This window comes from Mesorhizobium jarvisii, assembly GCF_003601985.1.
Lineage (GTDB): Bacteria > Pseudomonadota > Alphaproteobacteria > Rhizobiales > Rhizobiaceae > Mesorhizobium > Mesorhizobium jarvisii.
On sequence record NZ_QZXA01000004.1, the window covers coordinates 331569 to 348608 of the forward strand.

The window sequence follows — 17040 nt, forward strand, 5'->3', positions numbered from 1 at the left end:
GCATCCGGCGTCATCGAAATTCACGCCGGGTTAGCCACCGCCCGTGGCGAACGGGCTACGCCGATGGGTCAGCGGCCACCAGCTGGTCCGGTTTGAAACCCGCATGTTGCGGGATCCAAACATCGCCCTCGCGGTTGAACCAGTGGCACAGATACATGCCGGAAGCGGCGCCGTCGCTGACCGTCATCTTCGGCCCTCCCGACTTCAGCTTGACGACGTCTCCGGTCTTGAAAGTATTGGGCATTTTGGACCTCCCATGCTGAGGCCCGTGAGTTTCCCACCAAAGCTGAGTCGCGACAATGGCGGATATGGGAGCCATTGCGCGATCCACCGCACAGGCAGCGGTAGAGTACCGATTTCGGCACAGGGGGGACAAGGAACTGGTGCCGCTTAGGTGACTCGAACACCTGACCCCATCATTACGAATGATGTGCTCTACCAACTGAGCTAAAGCGGCCCGGGAGGCCAAAGCCTCCAAGATGGGCTGGGTGATAGACTCAACCGGCCGCGAATTCAAGATGCCACGTGGCAAATCATGCAAGAGCGCCCGCCCGGTCGAAACCAGGGGTTCGCACCTCGCCGCGCATGAGAATCGCCGACATGTTCCGATTTTGTTTGCCGGAATATCGCCAAGATGGACTTTGGACGGCCCGTCGAGGCAGAATGCGGCCGCCCGCCCGTTGATTGATTGGTCGCCTACGGCTAACCATCAGGGAAGATTGGGGCAATTTGCAGAGGGATCCCGCTTGGACGCGATCGAAAAAGCGATCCGGAACGCCTTGGAGAAGGGCAATGCCGAGGACCGCGCGTTCCGCGAGAAGGTCTATCGGTCGGCCTTTGCCGCGCTTGACCGTGCGCTCCAGGCCAATCCCGGCGTGACCGTGGAGGTTGCCATCAAGCGCCGCAAGGCGATCCAGGCGACGATCACCGAAATCGAATCCGAGTTCCTGCCGGCGGTGCCGGATGTGGGCCTGGAGGTCGACGCCCCGGCGGCCGAGCCCGCGGCCGCCGCGGCGCCCGCCATCGAGATCGGAGACAAGGCGCCATCGCCCGCCGTCACCGTCGACAGCCCCGCGCAGCCGGCATCCGATGCGCCGCTTTCGCGCGTGCTGCCGGTCGTTCCCGACATCATGCCGGACGCGACGCTTCCCGGTGTGCCGGCCATCGACATGTCCGCTCCTAGCGCTTCGGGTACCGCGACGGAAGTGGCGCCCGATCGCGATGAACGGCGCATTCGCGGACGCCGCCTGCCGCTGACCGCCATCTTCTTCAGCGTGACCCTGCTTGCGGCGATCGGCATCGGCGTGTTCTTTGCCATGCAGACCGGCGTGTTCAAGACGGCGGCGCAGCTCGATACGGCGCCGCCCGAGGCGCCACCAACCGTCGAGGACGACGATTTCACCCCGGCCGACGGCGCCAACGCGCCGGCCAAGCCTGGCGCCGCGGACCAGTCGCGCAACTGGATCAATGTGTTCTCGCCGACCGATCCGACGCATGTCGCCGCCCCGTCGGACGCCAAGGCCTCGGTGATGAAGGACGACACCGGTCCGTTCCTGCGCATCCAGTCCGGCCCCTCAGGTTCGGCGATCGCCTTCGATGTCGGGCAGGGCGTGCTGGAGAAGCTCGCCGGCAAGCACGCCGTATTCGACATCATCGCGCGTGCCGAGGACGGCAAGGACACGCAGATCTCCGTCGACTGCAATTTCGGCGAGCTCGGCGATTGCGGCCGCAAGCGCTACGCGGTCGGCCAGCAGCGCAACGAATATCTGTTCGACGTGCAGTTCCCCAACAAGCATCCAGGCTCGGCCGGAACCATCGCCGTCAATTCCGATTTCGACAAGCAGGGCAAGGCGGTCGACATCTACGAGATTCGCGTCTCGATCGAGCCGTAGGGCTCAGCGGTCGAGCAGCGCCTGCAGCGTCTCGATGCGGTCGGCCTCGTTGGCCGGCTTGTCCCAGCGCAGCCGTGAAATGCGGGGAAAGCGCATGGCGACCCCGGATTTGTGCCGGGTGGAGCGGTTGAGCCCCTCGAAGGCGACTTCCAGCACCAGGCCGTTGTCGCGGTCCGCCCGCACCGAACGCACCGGTCCGAAGCGCTCGACCGTATTGTCCCGAACATATTTGTCGATCTGCTTCAGTTCTTCGTCGGTGAAGCCGAAATAGGCCTTGCCGACCGGCACCAGTTCCTCCTCGCCCTCGGCTCCGGACCAGACGCCGAACGTGTAGTCGGAGTAGAAACTCGAGCGCTTGCCATGGCCGCGCTGGGCATACATCAGCACCGCGTCCACCGTGTGCGGATCGCGCTTCCACTTGAACCACGGGCCTTTCGGCCGGCCGGCGACATAGGGCGAATCCCAGCGCTTCAGCATCACGCCTTCGATGATCGGGTGCGGCGGCGCGCGGCGCAGGTTCTCCAGCGCCTGCCAGTCCTTGAAGGCGACGAAGGGCGACAGGTCGAAACGGCCGGGGTCGAGCGTTTTCACGAAGGTTTCGAGGCGGCCACGCCGTTCCCGGAACGGCAATGCGCGAAGGTCTTCGTCGCCCAGCTGAAGCAGGTCGTAGCAACGCATGAAGGCCGGATATTGCTGCTGCATCTTCGGCGTCACCGTCTTGCGGTTCAGCCGCTGCTGCAAATCCGAGAAGGTCCCCGTCGCCTCACGCGGATCGCCGACCAGCAACTCGCCGTCCAGCGTCGCGGAAAAGTGCATGGCGTCTGCGAGGTCGGGAAAGGCGCCGGAGACATCGTCGCCGGTGCGCGAATAGAGCCGGCGGATGCCGCCTTCCGCCACCGCCTGGACGCGGATGCCGTCCCATTTCCATTCGGCGGCGTAATCCGCCGGGTCGAGCTTTTCGAGATCGCCGTCGCCGACCGGGTTCGACAGCATCACCGGGCGGAACAGCGCCATCGCCGTGTTGCGGGGTTTTTCGGCCTTGCCTTCCAGCCAGGCGAACAGCGCCGTATAGGGCGGCGACAGACCGTGCCAGAGCTCCTCGATTTCGGCGACGTCGACCTTGCCGAAATCCGCCAGCGCCTGTTTGGCGAGCCGCGCCGAGACGCCGATGCGCAGGCCGCCGGTGACCAGCTTGATGATGGCGAAGCGCGCCGAAATGCCGGCGCTGTCGAGCAGGCTGGCCAGCACTTTCGGTCCGTCCGAGCGGCTTGCCGCCTGCAGTTTGGCCACGACCTTGCCGAGCGTCGGCTCGCGGTTGGGGATCTTGCCCGGCGTCCGCGGCCAGACCAGTGACACCGTTTCGGCGAGATCGCCGACATAGTCGTAGGAGTAGCCGAACAGCACGGGATCCATCCGTTCTGTGACCAGCATGCGCAGCATGGCCGGCTTGACCGCGGCTATTGTGAGGTCACCGGTGATGGCCGCCAGCGCCAGCCCGCGATCCGGATCCTCGACGGTTCGGAAATAGTCGACCAGCAGCGTCAGCTTGCCGTTGCGCGACGGCGTCAGCACAAGGCGGTCGAGAAGTTCTGCGAAGCGGTTCATGGCTTCAATCGCCTTCGTCCTCATAGCCCACCAGATGCAGCGGCCGGGCGGCGATGCCTTCGAGCTCGCACCAGCGAACCAGCGCTTCCTCGCGGCCATGCGTCACCCAGATCTCCTCGGCGCCGGTCTCCTTGATGGTGGCGGTGAGTTCGTCCCAATCGGCATGGTCCGAGATGATCAGCGGCAGTTCGACGCTGCCTTGCTTGGCGCGCTGGCGGATGCGCATCCAGCCCGACGCAAAGCACGAGATCGGATCGGGAAAGCGCCGCGCCCAACGATCGGCGAAGGCCGATGGCGGGCCGACGACGATGGCGCCGGCAAAGTCATCCTTGCCGCCCTCGACCGTTGCCGGCTCGAGGACACCCAGGTCGATGCCCTGGCTCTGATAGTATTCGCTGAGCCTGGCCAGCGCGCCATGGATGTAAAGCGGCCTGTCATAGCCGGCATCGCGCAACAGCCGCATCACGCGCTGCGCCTTGCCCAACGCATAGGCGCCGACCAGATGCGAGCGTTCGGGAAACTGCGCCGCCGATTTCAGCAGGCGGGCGATCTCTTCCGTGTCGGGTGGATGGCGAAACACCGGCAGGCCGAAGGTCGCCTCGGTGATGAAGACGTCGCAGCGGATCGGTTCGAACGGCGCGCAGGTCGCATCCTTTTGCCGTTTGTAATCGCCGGAGGCGACGATGCGCGTGCCCTGATGCTCGACCGATATCTGCGCCGAACCCAGCACATGGCCGGCCGGATGGAAGCTGACGCTGACATCGTTCAGAGCGATCGTCTCGCCGAGCGGTGCGGCTTGGGTCGTTCCGGCAAAGTCCTCACCGTAGCGCAGGGCCATAATGTCGAGCGTCTGCTGCGTCGCCAGCACCGAGCGGTGGCCGGAGCGTGCGTGGTCGGAATGGCCGTGCGTGATCAGCGCCCGGTCCACCGGCCGCACCGGGTCGATAAAAAAATCGCCCGGGGGGCAGTAAAGGCCTTCGGGCCGGGGATGAAGCAGGTCGCTGGCGCGCATGGTCCCCAAGATAGGATATAATTCCGCTGCGGGAAGCCTGATGTCGGAGACTGCTGACTCTCCTGGGCAAAGGGCGCTCAATTCGGTTCAGCTTCCGCATCCTTTGCTCTAAAGAGGTGGCGGCCGGCCTCCACCGGCGGAACCATCATCATGAAACCGCTTCAGACATCCTCCGGCGATTTGAACGCCGATCGCCGTGCCGACTATGCCGAGATGCTATTTGCCTCCGGCGATCGCACGGCGGCGGCCGAGCTGCTGCTCGGCGCATTGGAGCTGGCGCCGCAATGGGCAATGGGCTGGTTCCGCCTCGGCGAGATGCAGGAGACATCGGGCAGGCTCGACCTGGCGGCGCAGGGCTGGACGATGTCGCTGAAACTGGACCCGGCCGACCGCCAGGGCGCGGCCCTCAAACTGCAGCTGATCGGCAAGGCTCCGCTCGCCGCCGCGCCGCCCAGTGCTTTTGTCGAGGCGCTGTTCGACCACTATGCCGAGACATTCGAGGAGATGCTGGTCGGCAAGCTCGACTACCGCTTGCCCGAATTTCTCGAGCAGATGATTCGCAAGGCAAGGCCGGGTCGCTTCCGCGTGGCGCTCGACCTTGGTTGCGGAACGGGACTGATGGGCGAGAGGCTGAGGCCGATCGTCGACCGGCTGGAAGGGGTCGATATATCGGCCAGGATGCTGAAGAAGGCGCGGGCGAAAGGCATCTACCACACGCTGACAAAAGCGGATCTGCAGGGATTTTCCCATTCAGGCGAAAGGCCCGATCTGGTGACATCGGCCGATGTCCTGATCTACATCGGCGCGCTCGATGGTCTGGTGGGCACCGTTGCCGGTCGGCTCGCCGAAGGCGGCCTGTTTGCCTTCTCCGTCGAGACACTGGCAGACGACGGCGATTTCGCGCTGCAGCCCTCGCGGCGCTACGCCCATTCGCAGCCCTATGTCAGGCGGACACTGGAGGCCAACGGGCTTGCGATCCTGGCGCTGGAGCCAACCACCATCCGGCAGGATCGCCGCGAGCCCGTCAAAGGGCTGGGCGTTGTGGCGTGGAAGCCTCACGCCGTTTGAAGCGTGCATGAACACCATCCCGCTGCTGCGAAAAAGTCCGATTTGCGTGCGCGACTGATATTTGCGATCTGGTCGCGTCAGGGCGGGATATCAGGAGGAGCATATCGGATGCGCTGGAACATGATGATCTTGGCATCTTGCCTGGCAACGGCCGGCTGCGTCGGCAATTCGATGTCCGAGCGGCAGGACGCCGACGTAGAATCCTCCCTGCAGTACGACACCGTGCCGTGCGATCAATTGCTGGCGCAACGCAATGGCCTGGCGCAGCAATACAACCTGCCTGTGACCGCGAAGCCGACCTTCTCCAATCCCGCGATGGGTTTCGGTCCGTTCACGCCCGACATGCGTTCCAAGGCCAAGCGCGACAGCGACAAGGCGTCAGGCGAGATCGATGCCATGAACCGGTCGATCGAGCGCCGCGACTGCGGCAAGCCGGACAATCAGAAGAAGAAGTTCGCCCTGCCGAGCTGAAAATAGCAGCAGCTGTCCGACGAGAGTGATCGCCGGCAGCATGCTCGCGTCCGCGTAGGGGACGATCGATGAAACTCTCGGACCTTGGCGACCGCATCTGCATTCTGGGGCCGTCCAACAGCGGCAAGTCGACCCTGGCCGATGCGATTGCCCGCAAGCGTGGCCTGGAGCCCGTTCACCTCGATCTGCTTCATCATGCCCAACACCGACTGGGAGCCGCGTCCAAAGGCCGAATTCATTGCCTTGCATGACGGCGCGATCGCCAGCGAGCGTTGGGTGATGGACGGAAATTACTCGATCTGCATGCCGCAACGTTTCCGGCGGGCGACGGGAGTGATCCTGCTGGATATCTCCACGCCGGCAAGCCTGCTGCGTTATTTCAGGCGAAGCTGGTTTGAGAAGAACAGGCGCGGTGCCCTGGAAGGCGGACGCGACAGCGTCAAATGGGACATGATCCACCATATTGCCGTGACCACGCCGAAAAACCGCCGGAGATACCAGGCGATGTTCGAGGATCTCGACCTGCCGAAGCTGCAGCTGTCCTCCGTGAGAGCAATCAAGCAGTGCTTCAGGGACTGGGATCTGGCGATGTAAGACCCTGGCTAATATCCCGCCTTGCGATCCACCAGATTCTCGAGCTTTTCGCCGCGCTCGAAGGCGTCCATCTGGCGCAGCATGGTCGGCGCCAGGTGCATCGGATCGGAGGTCGCCGCGGCGTGCGGCGTCACGAACACTTTCGGATGGTTCCACAACGGGCTGGTCTTCGGCAGCGGTTCGACCTCGAACACGTCCAGGCTTGCCTCCTTCAGCGTGCCGTCATCCAGTGCCCGCACGATGTCGGCATCCTTTTGCAGGCGGCCGCGTCCGGCATTGATCAAGACCGAACCGCCGAGGCCGTTGCGTTTGCGCAATTCCTTCAGCACGCCGTAATTGATGATGCCTTGCGTGTCCGGCGTCAGCGGCAAAAGCACGACAAGGATATCGGTCGCGTTGAGGAAGGGGATCAACCCGGCCTCGCCGGAATAGGTCGCCACCCCTTGCATCGGCCGCTCGGTGCGCGACCAGCCATTGACCGCGAAGCCGAGCGACAGCAGCACCGAGGCCGCGGCGCGGCCGAGATTGCCGAGCCCCATAATGCCGACGGATATGTCGCCGGCCGGCCGCTGCGGCGGCTCGTGCCAGATCTTCTTTTGCTGCTGCTGCCGGTAGAGCAGGCCCTGGCGATGATGATCGAGCACCCGCCAGACGACATATTCGGTCATGTATTGCGTGAGGTTGTCGGCGACGACCTTGACGATCGGCACGTCGGGCAGGCCGGGATCGGCGAAGATGTGGTCGACGCCGGCGCCGATGGAGAAGATGGCGCGCAGATTGGGCAGCGAAGACAACAAATTGGGCTTCTGCTTCCACACCACCGCATAGGTGATCGACGGATCCTTGGCGCCGTCCGGCTCCAGCACCACCTCGCGCTCGGCCGACAGAAGCTCGCGCCAGCGCTGCGGGTGAAAGCCGGTGACGGCAAGCAGAATGCGGCCTTTTTCCATCGCGATTCGTCTAGTCCTCTTTACGCAAATTACTCGCTGACGATGCCGACCGGCGCCGTCTCTATCTTGAAGGCGGCCGAGATCAGTGCCCGAGTATAGTCGGTTTGCGGATTTTCAAAAATCTGCTGGGAAGGGCCGGCTTCGACGATCTGGCCATTGCGCATGACGATGACGTCGTTGGCAAGCGCCCGGATGACTTTGAGATCGTGGCTGATGAAGAGATAGGCGAGGTCGTGCTTGGCCTGCAGATTGCGCAGGAGGTCGACGACCTGCGCCTGCACGCTCATGTCGAGCGCCGATGTGGGCTCGTCCAGCATGACGAAGCGCGGGTTTAGCACCATGGCGCGCGCGATCGCGACACGCTGGCGCTGGCCGCCGGAAAACTCGTGCGGATAGCGGTTGCGGGTCGCCGGATCGAGCCCGACCTCCTTCAGCACGTCCGCAACCTTGTCGTCGCGTTCATCGGGCGACAGTTTCGGCTCGTGGATCTTCAGGCCCTCCTCGATGATCTCGGCGATCGACATGCGCGGGCTGAGCGAGCCGAACGGATCCTGGAACACGATCTGCAATTCGCGCCTGAGCGGCCGCATGGCGTTGAAGGTGAGCTGGTTGATGTCGCGGCCGTTGAACCGGATGGTTCCCGTCGACGAGATCATGCGTGCCAGGGCCAGGCCGAGCGTCGTCTTGCCGGAGCCGGACTCGCCGACCACGCCCAGCGTCTGGCCGGCGCGCACGGTGACATCGATGCCGTCGACAGCCTTCACATGGTCGACCGTGCGGCGGAAGAAGCCCTGCTTGATCGGAAACCAGACTTTTATGTCCTTGCCGGCCATCACCGGCTTGGCGTCGGCGTTGGCGGCCGGTGGCTTGCCCTTCGGCTCGGCTGCCAGCAGGTGGCGCGTATAGGGGTGCTGCGGGTTGGCGAAGATCTCCTTGGTCGGTCCGGTCTCGACGATCTTGCCCTTGGTCATCACGCAGACCCGGTCGGCGATCTTGCGCACGATGCCGAGATCGTGGGTGATGAACAGCATCGACATGCCTTTGCGGCTTTTGAGGCCCGCGAGCAGTTCGAGGATCTGCGCCTGCACCGTGACGTCGAGCGCCGTTGTCGGCTCGTCGGCGATCAGCAGTTCCGGTTCGTTGGCCAGTGCCATGGCGATCATGACGCGCTGGCGCTGGCCGCCGGACAGCTGATGCGGATAGGCGTCGAGCCGCTTCTGCGGATCGCGGATGCCGACCTCGTTGAGCAGTTCCAGCGTGCGCGCCTTGGCTGGGCGGTCGGCCATGCCCTGATGCAGTTTCAGGATCTCGACGATCTGATGCTCGATCGTGTGCAGCGGATTGAGCGAGGTCATCGGCTCCTGGAAGATCATGGTGATCTTGTTGCCGCGCACTTGCCGCAATTGCTTCTCGCTCATCGCCAAAAGGTCGGCGCCCTCGAACAGGATTTTCCCCGAGGGATGGCTGGCGCTGGGGTAGGGCAGCAGTTTCAGCACCGACAGCGCAGAGACCGACTTGCCGGAGCCGGACTCGCCCACCAGCGCGATCGTCTCGCCCTTGGCGATGTCGAAGGAGATATGGTCGACGGCGACAGACTGGCCGCCGCCCTGGCTGAAGGCGACGCTGAGGTCCTGTACGCTGAGCAGAGGCGCTTCGCTCATTTGAACGTCTTGCGCGGATCGAAGGCGTCGCGAGTCGCCTCGCCGACAAAGACCAGCAGCGACAGCATCAGCGAGATGACGACGAAGCCGGAAATGCCGAGCCACGGCGCATTGAGGTTGCGCTGCGCCTGCTTCAACAACTCACCGAGCGAGGCGGACCCCGGCGGCAGGCCGAAGCCGAGATAGTCGAGCGAGGTCAGTGTCGAGATCGAGCCCGAGAGCAGGAAGGGCATGAAGGTCAATGTCGCCACCATGGCGTTGGGCAACAGATGCCGGAACATGATGGTGCGGTTGGGCACGCCGAGCGCGCGGGCGGCGTTGACGTACTCGAAGTTGCGGGCGCGCAGGAACTCGGCCCGCACGACGCCGACCAGCGCCACCCAGGAGAACAACAGCATCAGCCCGAGCAGGATGAAGAAGCCCGGCGGCAGGATGGCGGCGACGATGAGCAAGAGATAGAGCACCGGAATTGCCGACCAGATTTCGATGAAGCGCTGGAACAGCAGGTCCGTCCAGCCGCCGAAATAGCCCTGCAGGGCGCCGGCGCCGACGCCGATCAGGGCAGAGCCGGCGGTCAGGATCAGCCCGAACAGCACCGAGATACGGAAACCGTAGATGACGCGCGCCAAGACGTCGCGTGCCTGGTCGTCGGTGCCGAGCCAGTTCCAGTTGCCGACGATGCAGGCGGGGTCGGCAGCCCCTTGCGGATACTGGTTGCAGCGCTTGGCGGCGTCATACTGCCAGGACGGCTTGGCCGGTGCGGCTTCCGGAATGGCATTGTTGACGGTCTGGTAGGAATAGCGGATCGGCGGCCAGATCATCCAGCCATTGGCGTTGATCTCGTCCTGGATCACCGGATCGCGATAGTCGGTGACGGCATAGAAGCCGCCGAACTTTTCCTCCGGGTAGGCGACCAGCACCGGAAACAGGATCTCGCCCTTGTAGGAAGCGATGATCGGCTTGTCGTTGGCGATGAATTCGGCAAACAGCGACAGCACGAACAGGACAAGGAAAATCCACAACGACCAGTAGCCGCGCCTGTTCGCCTTGAAATTCTGCAGGCGGCGCTTGTTGAGCGGCGACAGGAACGGCCGTGGCATCCGCTCCGGCACCACGCCGGCGGTGACGCTCGCCTCCGACATCAGACGTCTCTCCGCTCGAAATCGATGCGCGGATCGACCCAGGTGTACATCAGGTCGGACAGCAATCCGACGAACAGGCCGAGAAGCGAGAAGATGTAGAGGTTTGCGAACACCACGGGATAGTCGCGCTCGACCACCGATCGGAAGCCGAGCAGACCGAGGCCATCGAGCGAGAAGATGTTCTCGATCAGCAGCGAACCGGTGAAGAAGGCCGAGATGAAGGCGCCGGGAAAGCCGGCAATGACGATCAGCATGGCATTGCGGAAGACATGGCCATAGAGCACCTGCCGCTCCGACAGGCCCTTGGCCCGCGCCGTCACCACATATTGCTTGCGGATTTCCTCCAGGAACGAGTTCTTGGTCAAAAGCGTCGTCGTTGCGAAGGCCGAGAGCACCAGCGCCGTCAGCGGCAGGGTCATGTGCCAGGCATAGTCGGCGATCTTGGCCGGCCAGGACAACTGGTCCCAATTGTCCGAGACGATGCCGCGCAACGGGAACCAGTCCCAGAACGAGCCGCCGGCGAACAGCACCATCAGCATGATGCCGAACAGGAAGCCGGGAATGGCATAGCCGACGATGACGACGCCGCTGGTCCAGACGTCGAAGGGCGTGCCGTCCTTGACCGCCTTGCGGATGCCGAGCGGAATGGAGATCAGATAGGACAAGAGCGTGATCCAAAGGCCGATCGAGATCGAAACCGGCATCTTCTCGAGGATCAGGTCAAGCACCGAGATATCGCGGAAATAGCTGTTGCCGAAATCGAACCGGATGTAGTTCCACAGCATCATGCCGAAGCGCTCAAGCGGCGGCTTGTCGAAGCCGAACTGCTTCTCCAGCTTCTTGATGAATTCCGGATCGAGCCCCTGCGCGCCGCGATATTTCGAGCTGACGTCGCCGGCGACGTCGAAATTGGAACCGCCCGCATCGCCGCCGCCACCGCCGAGGCGGTCGCTGCCGCCCTGATTGGTCAGCTTGGCGATGACCTGCTCGACCGGGCCGCCCGGCGCGAACTGGATGACGGCGAAGGAGATCGCCATGATGCCGAACAGGGTCGGGATCATCAAAAGGATGCGGCGCAGTATATAGGCGCCCATCAGGCTTCCTGCCCTTTTTGGACTGAGATCTCAGCCTTTGCCAATTTTTGCCGCCTTGCCCTTATCGACCCACCACAGCGCCTCGACCGGAAAGCCGAAATCGGGTTTTTGCTCGGGAAAGCCGAACATGTCCCAATAGGCGCTTCGGTGATTCGCCAGGAACCAACTAGGAATCCAATCGCACCGCGCGCGCAAGACCCGGTCGAGCGCCCGCATTGCCACGGTCAGGCTTTCGCGGTCCTTTGCGGCCCCCACCGCGTCGATCAGCGTGTCGATAGCCGAGTTTGCGACACCCGGCAGGTTGCGCGAGCCGGAGAGATTTGCAGATCTGGAATGGAAGAAACCTTCGAGATCGTCGCGCGTCGGTGTCGCGCTGAAGGAGAAGGCGGCAGACAGCAGATCGAAATCGAATGTGGCCTGTCTGGCCTGGTATTGGGCCGAGTCCACCAGCCGGATCGTGGCGTCGATACCGATCGCCTTCATATTGGCGACCCAGGGCGAATAGACCTGAACGAAGGTATCGTCGTCGACCATGAACTCGGCCGAAAGCCGGCCGCCCTTGTCGTTGACGACGAAATCGCCGGACCGTTTCCAACCCGCCGCGGCCAGAAGTTTTGCCGCCTGGCCAAGCAGCTTGCGATCACGGCCGGTGCCGTCCGATGCGGGCTGGCTTACCGCCGTGCCGAACGCTTCTGCCGGGAGCTGGCCGCGCAGCGGCTCCAGCAGCGCCAGCTCTTGCAGGGATGGTACACCCTCGGCGCGAAAATCCGATTTCTCGAAGCAGGACTGCGAGCGCTCGTAAGAGCCATAGAAGAAGTTCCGTCGTGTCCACTCGAAATCGAAGCAAAGCGCAATTGCCTGGCGCACCCGCGCATCGCGAAACTGTTCGCGCCGCTGATTGACCGCCGTTCCCTGCATCGTCGGTCGCTTCTCGGCCGGGAATTCGTGCTTGACCACCTTGCCTGCGGTCAGTGCCGGAAAGTCGTAGGCGGTCGCCCAGACGCGTGAGGTGAATTCCTCGCGGTAGGTGATCTCGCCCTTCTTGAATGCCTCGAAGGCGGCGGTGCGGTTCTGGTAGAATTCGATGCGGATACGATCGAAATTGTTTTGTCCCCGATTGACCGGGAGTTGGCGGCCCCAATAATCCGCGACCCGATCGTATTCGATCCAGGCGCCGGCCGAGAAGCGGCCGACCTTGTAAGCGCCGGAGCCGAGCGGCGGGTTCAACTGCGAGGAGTCGAACGGATTGGCCGTGTAGAAAGCCTTCGACAGGATGGGGAATTCCACGACGTTGAGCACGGTGCGAGCCGATTGCTTGCCGGAAAAGGTAAGCCGCAATGTGTGGTCGTCAACGGCAACGGCCTCGACCATGTGTGTCAGCGACAGCGACAGGTCTGGGTGGCCCTTGTCCTTGTAGAGCGAGAAGGTGAAGGCGGCATCCTGTGCCGTCAGCGGTGACCCGTCATGGAAGCGCGCTTCGGCACGAAGCGAGAAGGTGAAGGAGTTCCGGTCGTCCGACAGCGTTACGCCGTCGGCGATCTGGCCGTATACGGCGTCGGGCTCGTCGAGCGCGCGCACCATCAGCCCGTCGAAACACATCTCCATGCGCGGCGGCGCATCGCCCTTGTCGGTGAAGGAGTTCAGCGTGTTGAAGGTCTGAGTATCCTGGTTGTAGCCCCAGTTCGGCGGCGAGAAATTGAAGATCCCCCCAGCCGGCGCGTCCGGATTGACATAGTCGAAATGCGCAAAATCCGGTCTGTATTTGAGGTCGCCGAAGGCGGAGAGCCCATGCAATTTCACGCCGGTCGCGATATCGGCGAAGGCTCTGCCCGGCAACAGGGCCCCGGCAGCGGCGGCCCCGCTCAATGCCAGGAAATCGCGGCGCGGCAGCATCGTCATCAATTGCCGCCCTTGTATTTGGCGGCCAGCGCCTTCTCCTTGTCGAGGTCGATCCACCAGGAGTCGATATCGGCACCGACATAGGCAGGCTGCTTGTCGGGGAATTTGAACTTGTTCCAATAGGCCAGCCAGACCGCCGATCGATAATATTGCGGCACGACGTAGAAGTTCCACAGCAGCACCCTGTCGAGCGCATGTGTGGCGGCGACAAGATCCTCGCGGTCCGTGGCGAAGATGATGCGGTCGACCAGGGCGTCGACGGTCGGATCCTTGATTCCCATCAGATTGCGCGAGCCTGGCGTGTCGGCGGCCTTCGAGCTCCAGAAGTCCCGCTGTTCATTTCCTGGTGAATCCGATTGGCCGAACAGACCCGTGACGACGTCGAAATCGAAATGGTTGACCCGGTTGATGTACTGCGTCTGATCGATGATGCGCAGGGAAGCGTCTACGCCGATCTTGCGCAGGTTGGCGATATAGGGACTGGCGATCACCTGGTCGGTGTCGTTCCAGCCGAGGATCTCGAACTTGAACGGAGCGCCTGTCTTGGCGTTGACCATCTTGCCGCCCTTGATCACCCAGCCTGCCTTGGCGAAGAGATCGACCGCCTGTTTCAGGTACTTCCGTTCTGCCTGCGGCGAATCGTAGACCGGCAGCTTGAATTGCTGCGTGAAGAGTTCGGGTGGCAGCTTGTCGCGATATTTCTCGAGGATCTCCAATTCCTTGCCTTGTGGCAGCCCGCTCGACGCCAATTCGGTACCCTGGAAATAGCTCGACATGCGGGTGTTGAAGCCGAAGAACAGTGTGCGATTCATGCTCTCGAAATCGAACGGGATGGTCAGTGCCTCGCGGACAAGCCGGTCCTGGAACAGCGGCCTTCGCTGGTTGAGGACAAAGCCCTGCATCGGCTGCGGCGATTGGGTTTGGAAGTCCTTCTTGATGACGTCACCGGCCTGGACGGCTGGGAAATTATAGGCGGTCGCCCATTTGCGGGAGCTGTATTCGCGATTGATGTCTTCCAATCCGCCCTTGGTGAAAGCCAGCCAGGCGGCATTGTCGTCGAGGATGTAGGTATATCGGCGCGTGTCGAAATTCTCGCGGCCGATCTTCACCGGCAGCTTGGCGGCCCAATAGTCCGGCACGCGCTGCCAGACGATTTCCGAGCCCGGCTTGAAGCTGGCGATCTTGTAGGCCGCCGATCCCAGCGGAATCTCCAGCGTTGGCTTGGTGACGTCGCGCTTCTTGCCATTGGCGTCGGTGCCTTCCCACCAGTGCTTCGGCAGCACGGCGAGGTCGCCGATGATCTTCGGCAGTTCTCGGTTACCCTTCTGGTTGAAATGGAACTCGACCTCGCGGTCGGAGATCGCCACCGCGTCGGTGACGTTCTCGAAATAGCGGCTGTATTGTGGGCTGTTCGCTTTCAACACCTGGAACGACCAGATCACGTCGTCGACGGTGATCGGCTGGCCGTCATGCCATTTCGCGCGCGGGTCGAGCCGGTAGGTCGCCGAGGAATAGTCAGCCGGATATTTGTAAGCGTCGGCGATCAGCGGGTGGCTGGTGCTGCCCTCGTCGGTCGCTTGCTCCATCAGCGTGTCGTAGAGCAGGCCGCCGCCGAAGCCGACGAGCCCCGCCGCCGGCGATCCCTGAACAATGTAGGGGTTGAAGCTGTCATAAGTGCCGAGCAGCACCGAATTCAACGTGCCGCCCTTGGGCGCGTTCGGGTTCACGTAGTCGTAGTGCTGAAAATTGTCGCCGTACTTGGAATCGCCGATCAGCGATGAGGTGGTCCGCCACTCGTCGGCCAGGGTCGCCTGCAGTCCCGCCGCCAGAAGGGCCGCTGCCAGCAACGACCTGAGAAGCGTTCGGCCAACCGTCATGCACTATCCTCTTCGCGATGCGTTTCTCCGGACCATCCAGAAAGGGCAATCTAGATGATTTGGCGCTCGTGAAAACCGCCATGCGCGGCTTTGTCGCCGCATATGCGTTTTTCCTAACAAAAAGCCGGGCAGAACCCGGCTTTTCTATGAACGCTTTGATGACAATTCGGTTATTTGGCCGGTGCTGCCGGAGCCGCGGGAGCGGCAGGTTTGGCCGGTGCAGCGCCATCAGCCGGCTTCGCCGGAGCGGCGCCATCGGCCGGCTTGGCGGGCGCGCTGGCGTCGGCGGCGGCACCCGGTGCCGGCAGCGGCTTGGGATTGTCCGACAGCGTGCGCAGATAGGCGATGACGTTGGCGCGGTCCTCGTCCTTGGGCAGGCCGGCGAAGCCCATGGCCGTGCCCTTCACGAATTTCTTCGGCGAGGTGATGAAGTGGTTGATGTTGTCGTAGGTCCACTTCTCGGTGCCGCCCTTGGAAAATTCCTTCATGCCGGCCGAATAGGCGAAGCCTTCATGTTCGGCGACAGGACGGTCGACGAGGTCCCACAGATCGGGGCCGACCTTGTTGGGTCCGCCCTTTTCACCGGAATGGCAAGCCTGGCATTTCTTGAAGACGGCAGCACCCGCCTCGACATTGGCAGTCTGCAGCAGATCAGCGATCGGCTTGGCTGCGGCGGCCGGCGCTGCTGCGCCGCCTTCGGCGGGCTCGGCTGCCTCGATGGCGAAACCGGGCTTTTCAGGAGCCGGCGAGGCAAACAGCGCGTCAGATACCAGGCCGACCGAGAAAACGACGAAAACGGTTCCGAGCAATCCGGCGAGCAGTTTGTTGACTTCGTTGGAATCCATACGCCCCTTGCTCCCTTTTCCGGCGGACCGAACCGTCCACTCCGTCCGTCGGTATCGAGACCTGCCCTCCAGAGCCGGTCAAATCGGGCGGAAACTAGGTCTTTTGCTCCGGCGTTGCAACACCTATAAGGGCGCTGCCAGTGAGACCTTTTGCCACTTTTCCCCTCCTCTTTTCGAACGCCTTGCCACAGCGATGTCCACCTTGATCCTGATACCGGCCCGCATGGCCTCCACCCGCCTGCCGGGCAAGCCGCTGGCCGACATATCCGGCGCGCCCATGATCGTCCATGTCGCCCGCCGCGCGGCCGAAGCCGGCCTCGGCCGGGTGGTGGTGGCGACCGACACGCAAAGCGTCGCCGAAGCGGTGCGCGCGCATGGTTTCGAGGCGGTGATGACGCGCATCGACCATGAATCCGGCTCCGACCGCATCCACGAGGCGCTGGCCGCGCTCGATCCCGGACGCAAGGTCGAAACAATCGTCAATGTGCAGGGCGACCTGCCGACCATCGATCCCGGCATCATCGCCGCCTCGCTCAGGCCGTTCGAGAACGCGGCGGTGGATATTGCCACGCTTGGCGTCGAGATTGTCCGCGACGAGGAAAAGACCAACCCGAACGTCGTCAAGATCGTCGGTTCGCCGCTCTCCGGCACACGGCTGAGGGCGCTCTATTTCACCCGCGCCACAGCACCTTGGGGCGAGGGGCCGCTCTATCACCATGTCGGCCTCTACGCCTATCGGCGTGCCGCGCTCGAACGCTTCGTCGCGCTGAAACCGTCGCCGCTGGAGCGCCGCGAGCGGCTGGAGCAGTTGCGGGCGCTGGAAGCCGGCATGCGCATCGATGCCGAGATCGTCCGGTCGCTGCCGCTCGGCGTCGACACGCCGCAAGACCTTGAGCGCGCCCGAACCATCCTTTCAAACTGAGAAATCCT

The 17040-nt window shown here is 63.2% G+C and carries 14 protein-coding genes, 1 tRNA gene and 1 pseudogene; 5 read left to right on the forward strand and 11 right to left on the reverse strand.

Annotated elements, in window-relative coordinates; all coding sequences use genetic code 11:
• Positions 1–55 precede the first annotated feature (55 nt).
• Positions 56–244: a YodC family protein gene (locus D3242_RS12620; protein ID WP_019863018.1), complete on the reverse strand. Its 189-nt coding sequence runs from the start codon at positions 242–244 to the stop codon at positions 56–58.
• A 137-nt stretch (positions 245–381) separates the two neighbouring features.
• Positions 382–457: transfer RNA gene (locus D3242_RS12625), tRNA-Thr, on the reverse strand.
• A gap of 289 nt (positions 458–746) precedes the next feature.
• On the opposite strand from D3242_RS12625, the gene D3242_RS12630 reads away from it, so the two are divergent.
• Complete coding sequence (locus D3242_RS12630; RefSeq protein WP_064984580.1) at positions 747–1892, forward strand: hypothetical protein; 1146 nt, start codon at positions 747–749, stop codon at positions 1890–1892.
• Between the two features lie 3 nt (positions 1893–1895).
• On the opposite strand, the gene D3242_RS12635 is transcribed toward D3242_RS12630, so the two are convergent.
• A complete protein-coding gene (locus tag D3242_RS12635) occupies positions 1896–3497 on the reverse strand; it encodes a cisplatin damage response ATP-dependent DNA ligase (protein WP_064984724.1) in 1602 nt (533 codons plus the stop codon).
• Between the two features lie 4 nt (positions 3498–3501).
• On the reverse strand, positions 3502–4509 hold the full coding sequence (locus D3242_RS12640; RefSeq protein WP_064984582.1) for a ligase-associated DNA damage response exonuclease: 1008 nt from the start codon (positions 4507–4509) through the stop codon (positions 3502–3504).
• A gap of 150 nt (positions 4510–4659) precedes the next feature.
• Here D3242_RS12640 and D3242_RS12645 point away from each other — a divergent pair, with 150 nt between their 5' ends.
• From D3242_RS12645 to D3242_RS12655, 3 genes and pseudogenes are all read left to right on the forward strand, one after another.
• Positions 4660–5577 (forward strand): class I SAM-dependent DNA methyltransferase, encoded by a 918-nt coding sequence (locus tag D3242_RS12645; RefSeq protein ID WP_064984584.1) that lies wholly within the window; start codon positions 4660–4662, stop codon positions 5575–5577.
• Positions 5578–5685: 108 nt separating this feature from the next.
• Positions 5686–6048 carry a hypothetical protein gene (locus D3242_RS12650; RefSeq protein ID WP_064984586.1) on the forward strand — a complete coding sequence of 121 codons (363 nt, stop codon included), beginning with the start codon at positions 5686–5688 and terminating at the stop codon, positions 6046–6048.
• Positions 6049–6116: 68 nt separating this feature from the next.
• Positions 6117–6642 (forward strand): annotated as a pseudogene (locus tag D3242_RS12655) (P-loop NTPase family protein).
• A gap of 8 nt (positions 6643–6650) precedes the next feature.
• On the opposite strand, the gene D3242_RS12660 reads toward D3242_RS12655, so the two are convergent.
• The 7 genes from D3242_RS12660 to D3242_RS12690 form a co-directional block, all read right to left on the reverse strand.
• Positions 6651–7592 (reverse strand): 2-hydroxyacid dehydrogenase, encoded by a 942-nt coding sequence (locus D3242_RS12660; RefSeq protein WP_019863025.1) that lies wholly within the window; start codon positions 7590–7592, stop codon positions 6651–6653.
• A 29-nt stretch (positions 7593–7621) separates the two neighbouring features.
• The gene (locus D3242_RS12665; RefSeq protein WP_019863026.1) at positions 7622–9253 is read right to left on the reverse strand and encodes an ABC transporter ATP-binding protein; all 1632 of its coding nucleotides are present in this window, start codon (positions 9251–9253) and stop codon (positions 7622–7624) included.
• Positions 9250–10395, reverse strand: a complete 1146-nt coding sequence (locus D3242_RS12670) for an ABC transporter permease (RefSeq protein ID WP_064984588.1) — start codon at positions 10393–10395, stop codon at positions 9250–9252. Before D3242_RS12670 ends, D3242_RS12665 begins: the two co-directional genes overlap by 4 nt.
• Positions 10395–11489, reverse strand: a complete 1095-nt coding sequence (locus D3242_RS12675; RefSeq protein WP_064984589.1) for a microcin C ABC transporter permease YejB — start codon at positions 11487–11489, stop codon at positions 10395–10397. Before D3242_RS12675 ends, D3242_RS12670 begins: the two co-directional genes overlap by 1 nt.
• A gap of 30 nt (positions 11490–11519) precedes the next feature.
• Entirely contained in the window at positions 11520–13388 is a 1869-nt protein-coding gene (locus tag D3242_RS12680; protein ID WP_064984591.1) for an extracellular solute-binding protein, read from the reverse strand.
• Positions 13388–15265 carry an extracellular solute-binding protein gene (locus D3242_RS12685; RefSeq protein ID WP_064984592.1) on the reverse strand — a complete coding sequence of 626 codons (1878 nt, stop codon included), beginning with the start codon at positions 15263–15265 and terminating at the stop codon, positions 13388–13390. Before D3242_RS12685 ends, D3242_RS12680 begins: the two co-directional genes overlap by 1 nt.
• A gap of 170 nt (positions 15266–15435) precedes the next feature.
• Positions 15436–16110: a c-type cytochrome gene (locus D3242_RS12690; protein WP_019863032.1), complete on the reverse strand. Its 675-nt coding sequence runs from the start codon at positions 16108–16110 to the stop codon at positions 15436–15438.
• A gap of 193 nt (positions 16111–16303) precedes the next feature.
• Between D3242_RS12690 and D3242_RS12695 the strand changes: the two genes are divergently transcribed.
• Positions 16304–17032 (forward strand): 3-deoxy-manno-octulosonate cytidylyltransferase, encoded by a 729-nt coding sequence (locus tag D3242_RS12695; protein WP_038651988.1) that lies wholly within the window; start codon positions 16304–16306, stop codon positions 17030–17032.
• Positions 17033–17040 lie beyond the last annotated feature (8 nt).

Coding starts and splice junctions, on each gene's coding strand:
- D3242_RS12620 (WP_019863018.1), bottom strand. CDS start 244: ATGCCCAATACTTTCAAGACCGGAGACGTCGTCAAGCTGAAGTCGGGA.
- D3242_RS12675 (WP_064984589.1), bottom strand. CDS start 11,489: ATGGGCGCCTATATACTGCGCCGCATCCTTTTGATGATCCCGACCCTG.
- D3242_RS12660 (WP_019863025.1), bottom strand. CDS start 7,592: ATGGAAAAAGGCCGCATTCTGCTTGCCGTCACCGGCTTTCACCCGCAG.
- D3242_RS12670 (WP_064984588.1), bottom strand. CDS start 10,395: ATGTCGGAGGCGAGCGTCACCGCCGGCGTGGTGCCGGAGCGGATGCCA.
- D3242_RS12690 (WP_019863032.1), bottom strand. CDS start 16,110: ATGGATTCCAACGAAGTCAACAAACTGCTCGCCGGATTGCTCGGAACC.
- D3242_RS12635 (WP_064984724.1), bottom strand. CDS start 3,497: ATGAACCGCTTCGCAGAACTTCTCGACCGCCTTGTGCTGACGCCGTCG.
- D3242_RS12645 (WP_064984584.1), top strand. CDS start 4,660: ATGAAACCGCTTCAGACATCCTCCGGCGATTTGAACGCCGATCGCCGT.
- D3242_RS12695 (WP_038651988.1), top strand. CDS start 16,304: ATGTCCACCTTGATCCTGATACCGGCCCGCATGGCCTCCACCCGCCTG.
- D3242_RS12685 (WP_064984592.1), bottom strand. CDS start 15,265: ATGACGGTTGGCCGAACGCTTCTCAGGTCGTTGCTGGCAGCGGCCCTT.
- D3242_RS12650 (WP_064984586.1), top strand. CDS start 5,686: ATGCGCTGGAACATGATGATCTTGGCATCTTGCCTGGCAACGGCCGGC.
- D3242_RS12665 (WP_019863026.1), bottom strand. CDS start 9,253: ATGAGCGAAGCGCCTCTGCTCAGCGTACAGGACCTCAGCGTCGCCTTC.
- D3242_RS12640 (WP_064984582.1), bottom strand. CDS start 4,509: ATGCGCGCCAGCGACCTGCTTCATCCCCGGCCCGAAGGCCTTTACTGC.
- D3242_RS12680 (WP_064984591.1), bottom strand. CDS start 13,388: ATGACGATGCTGCCGCGCCGCGATTTCCTGGCATTGAGCGGGGCCGCC.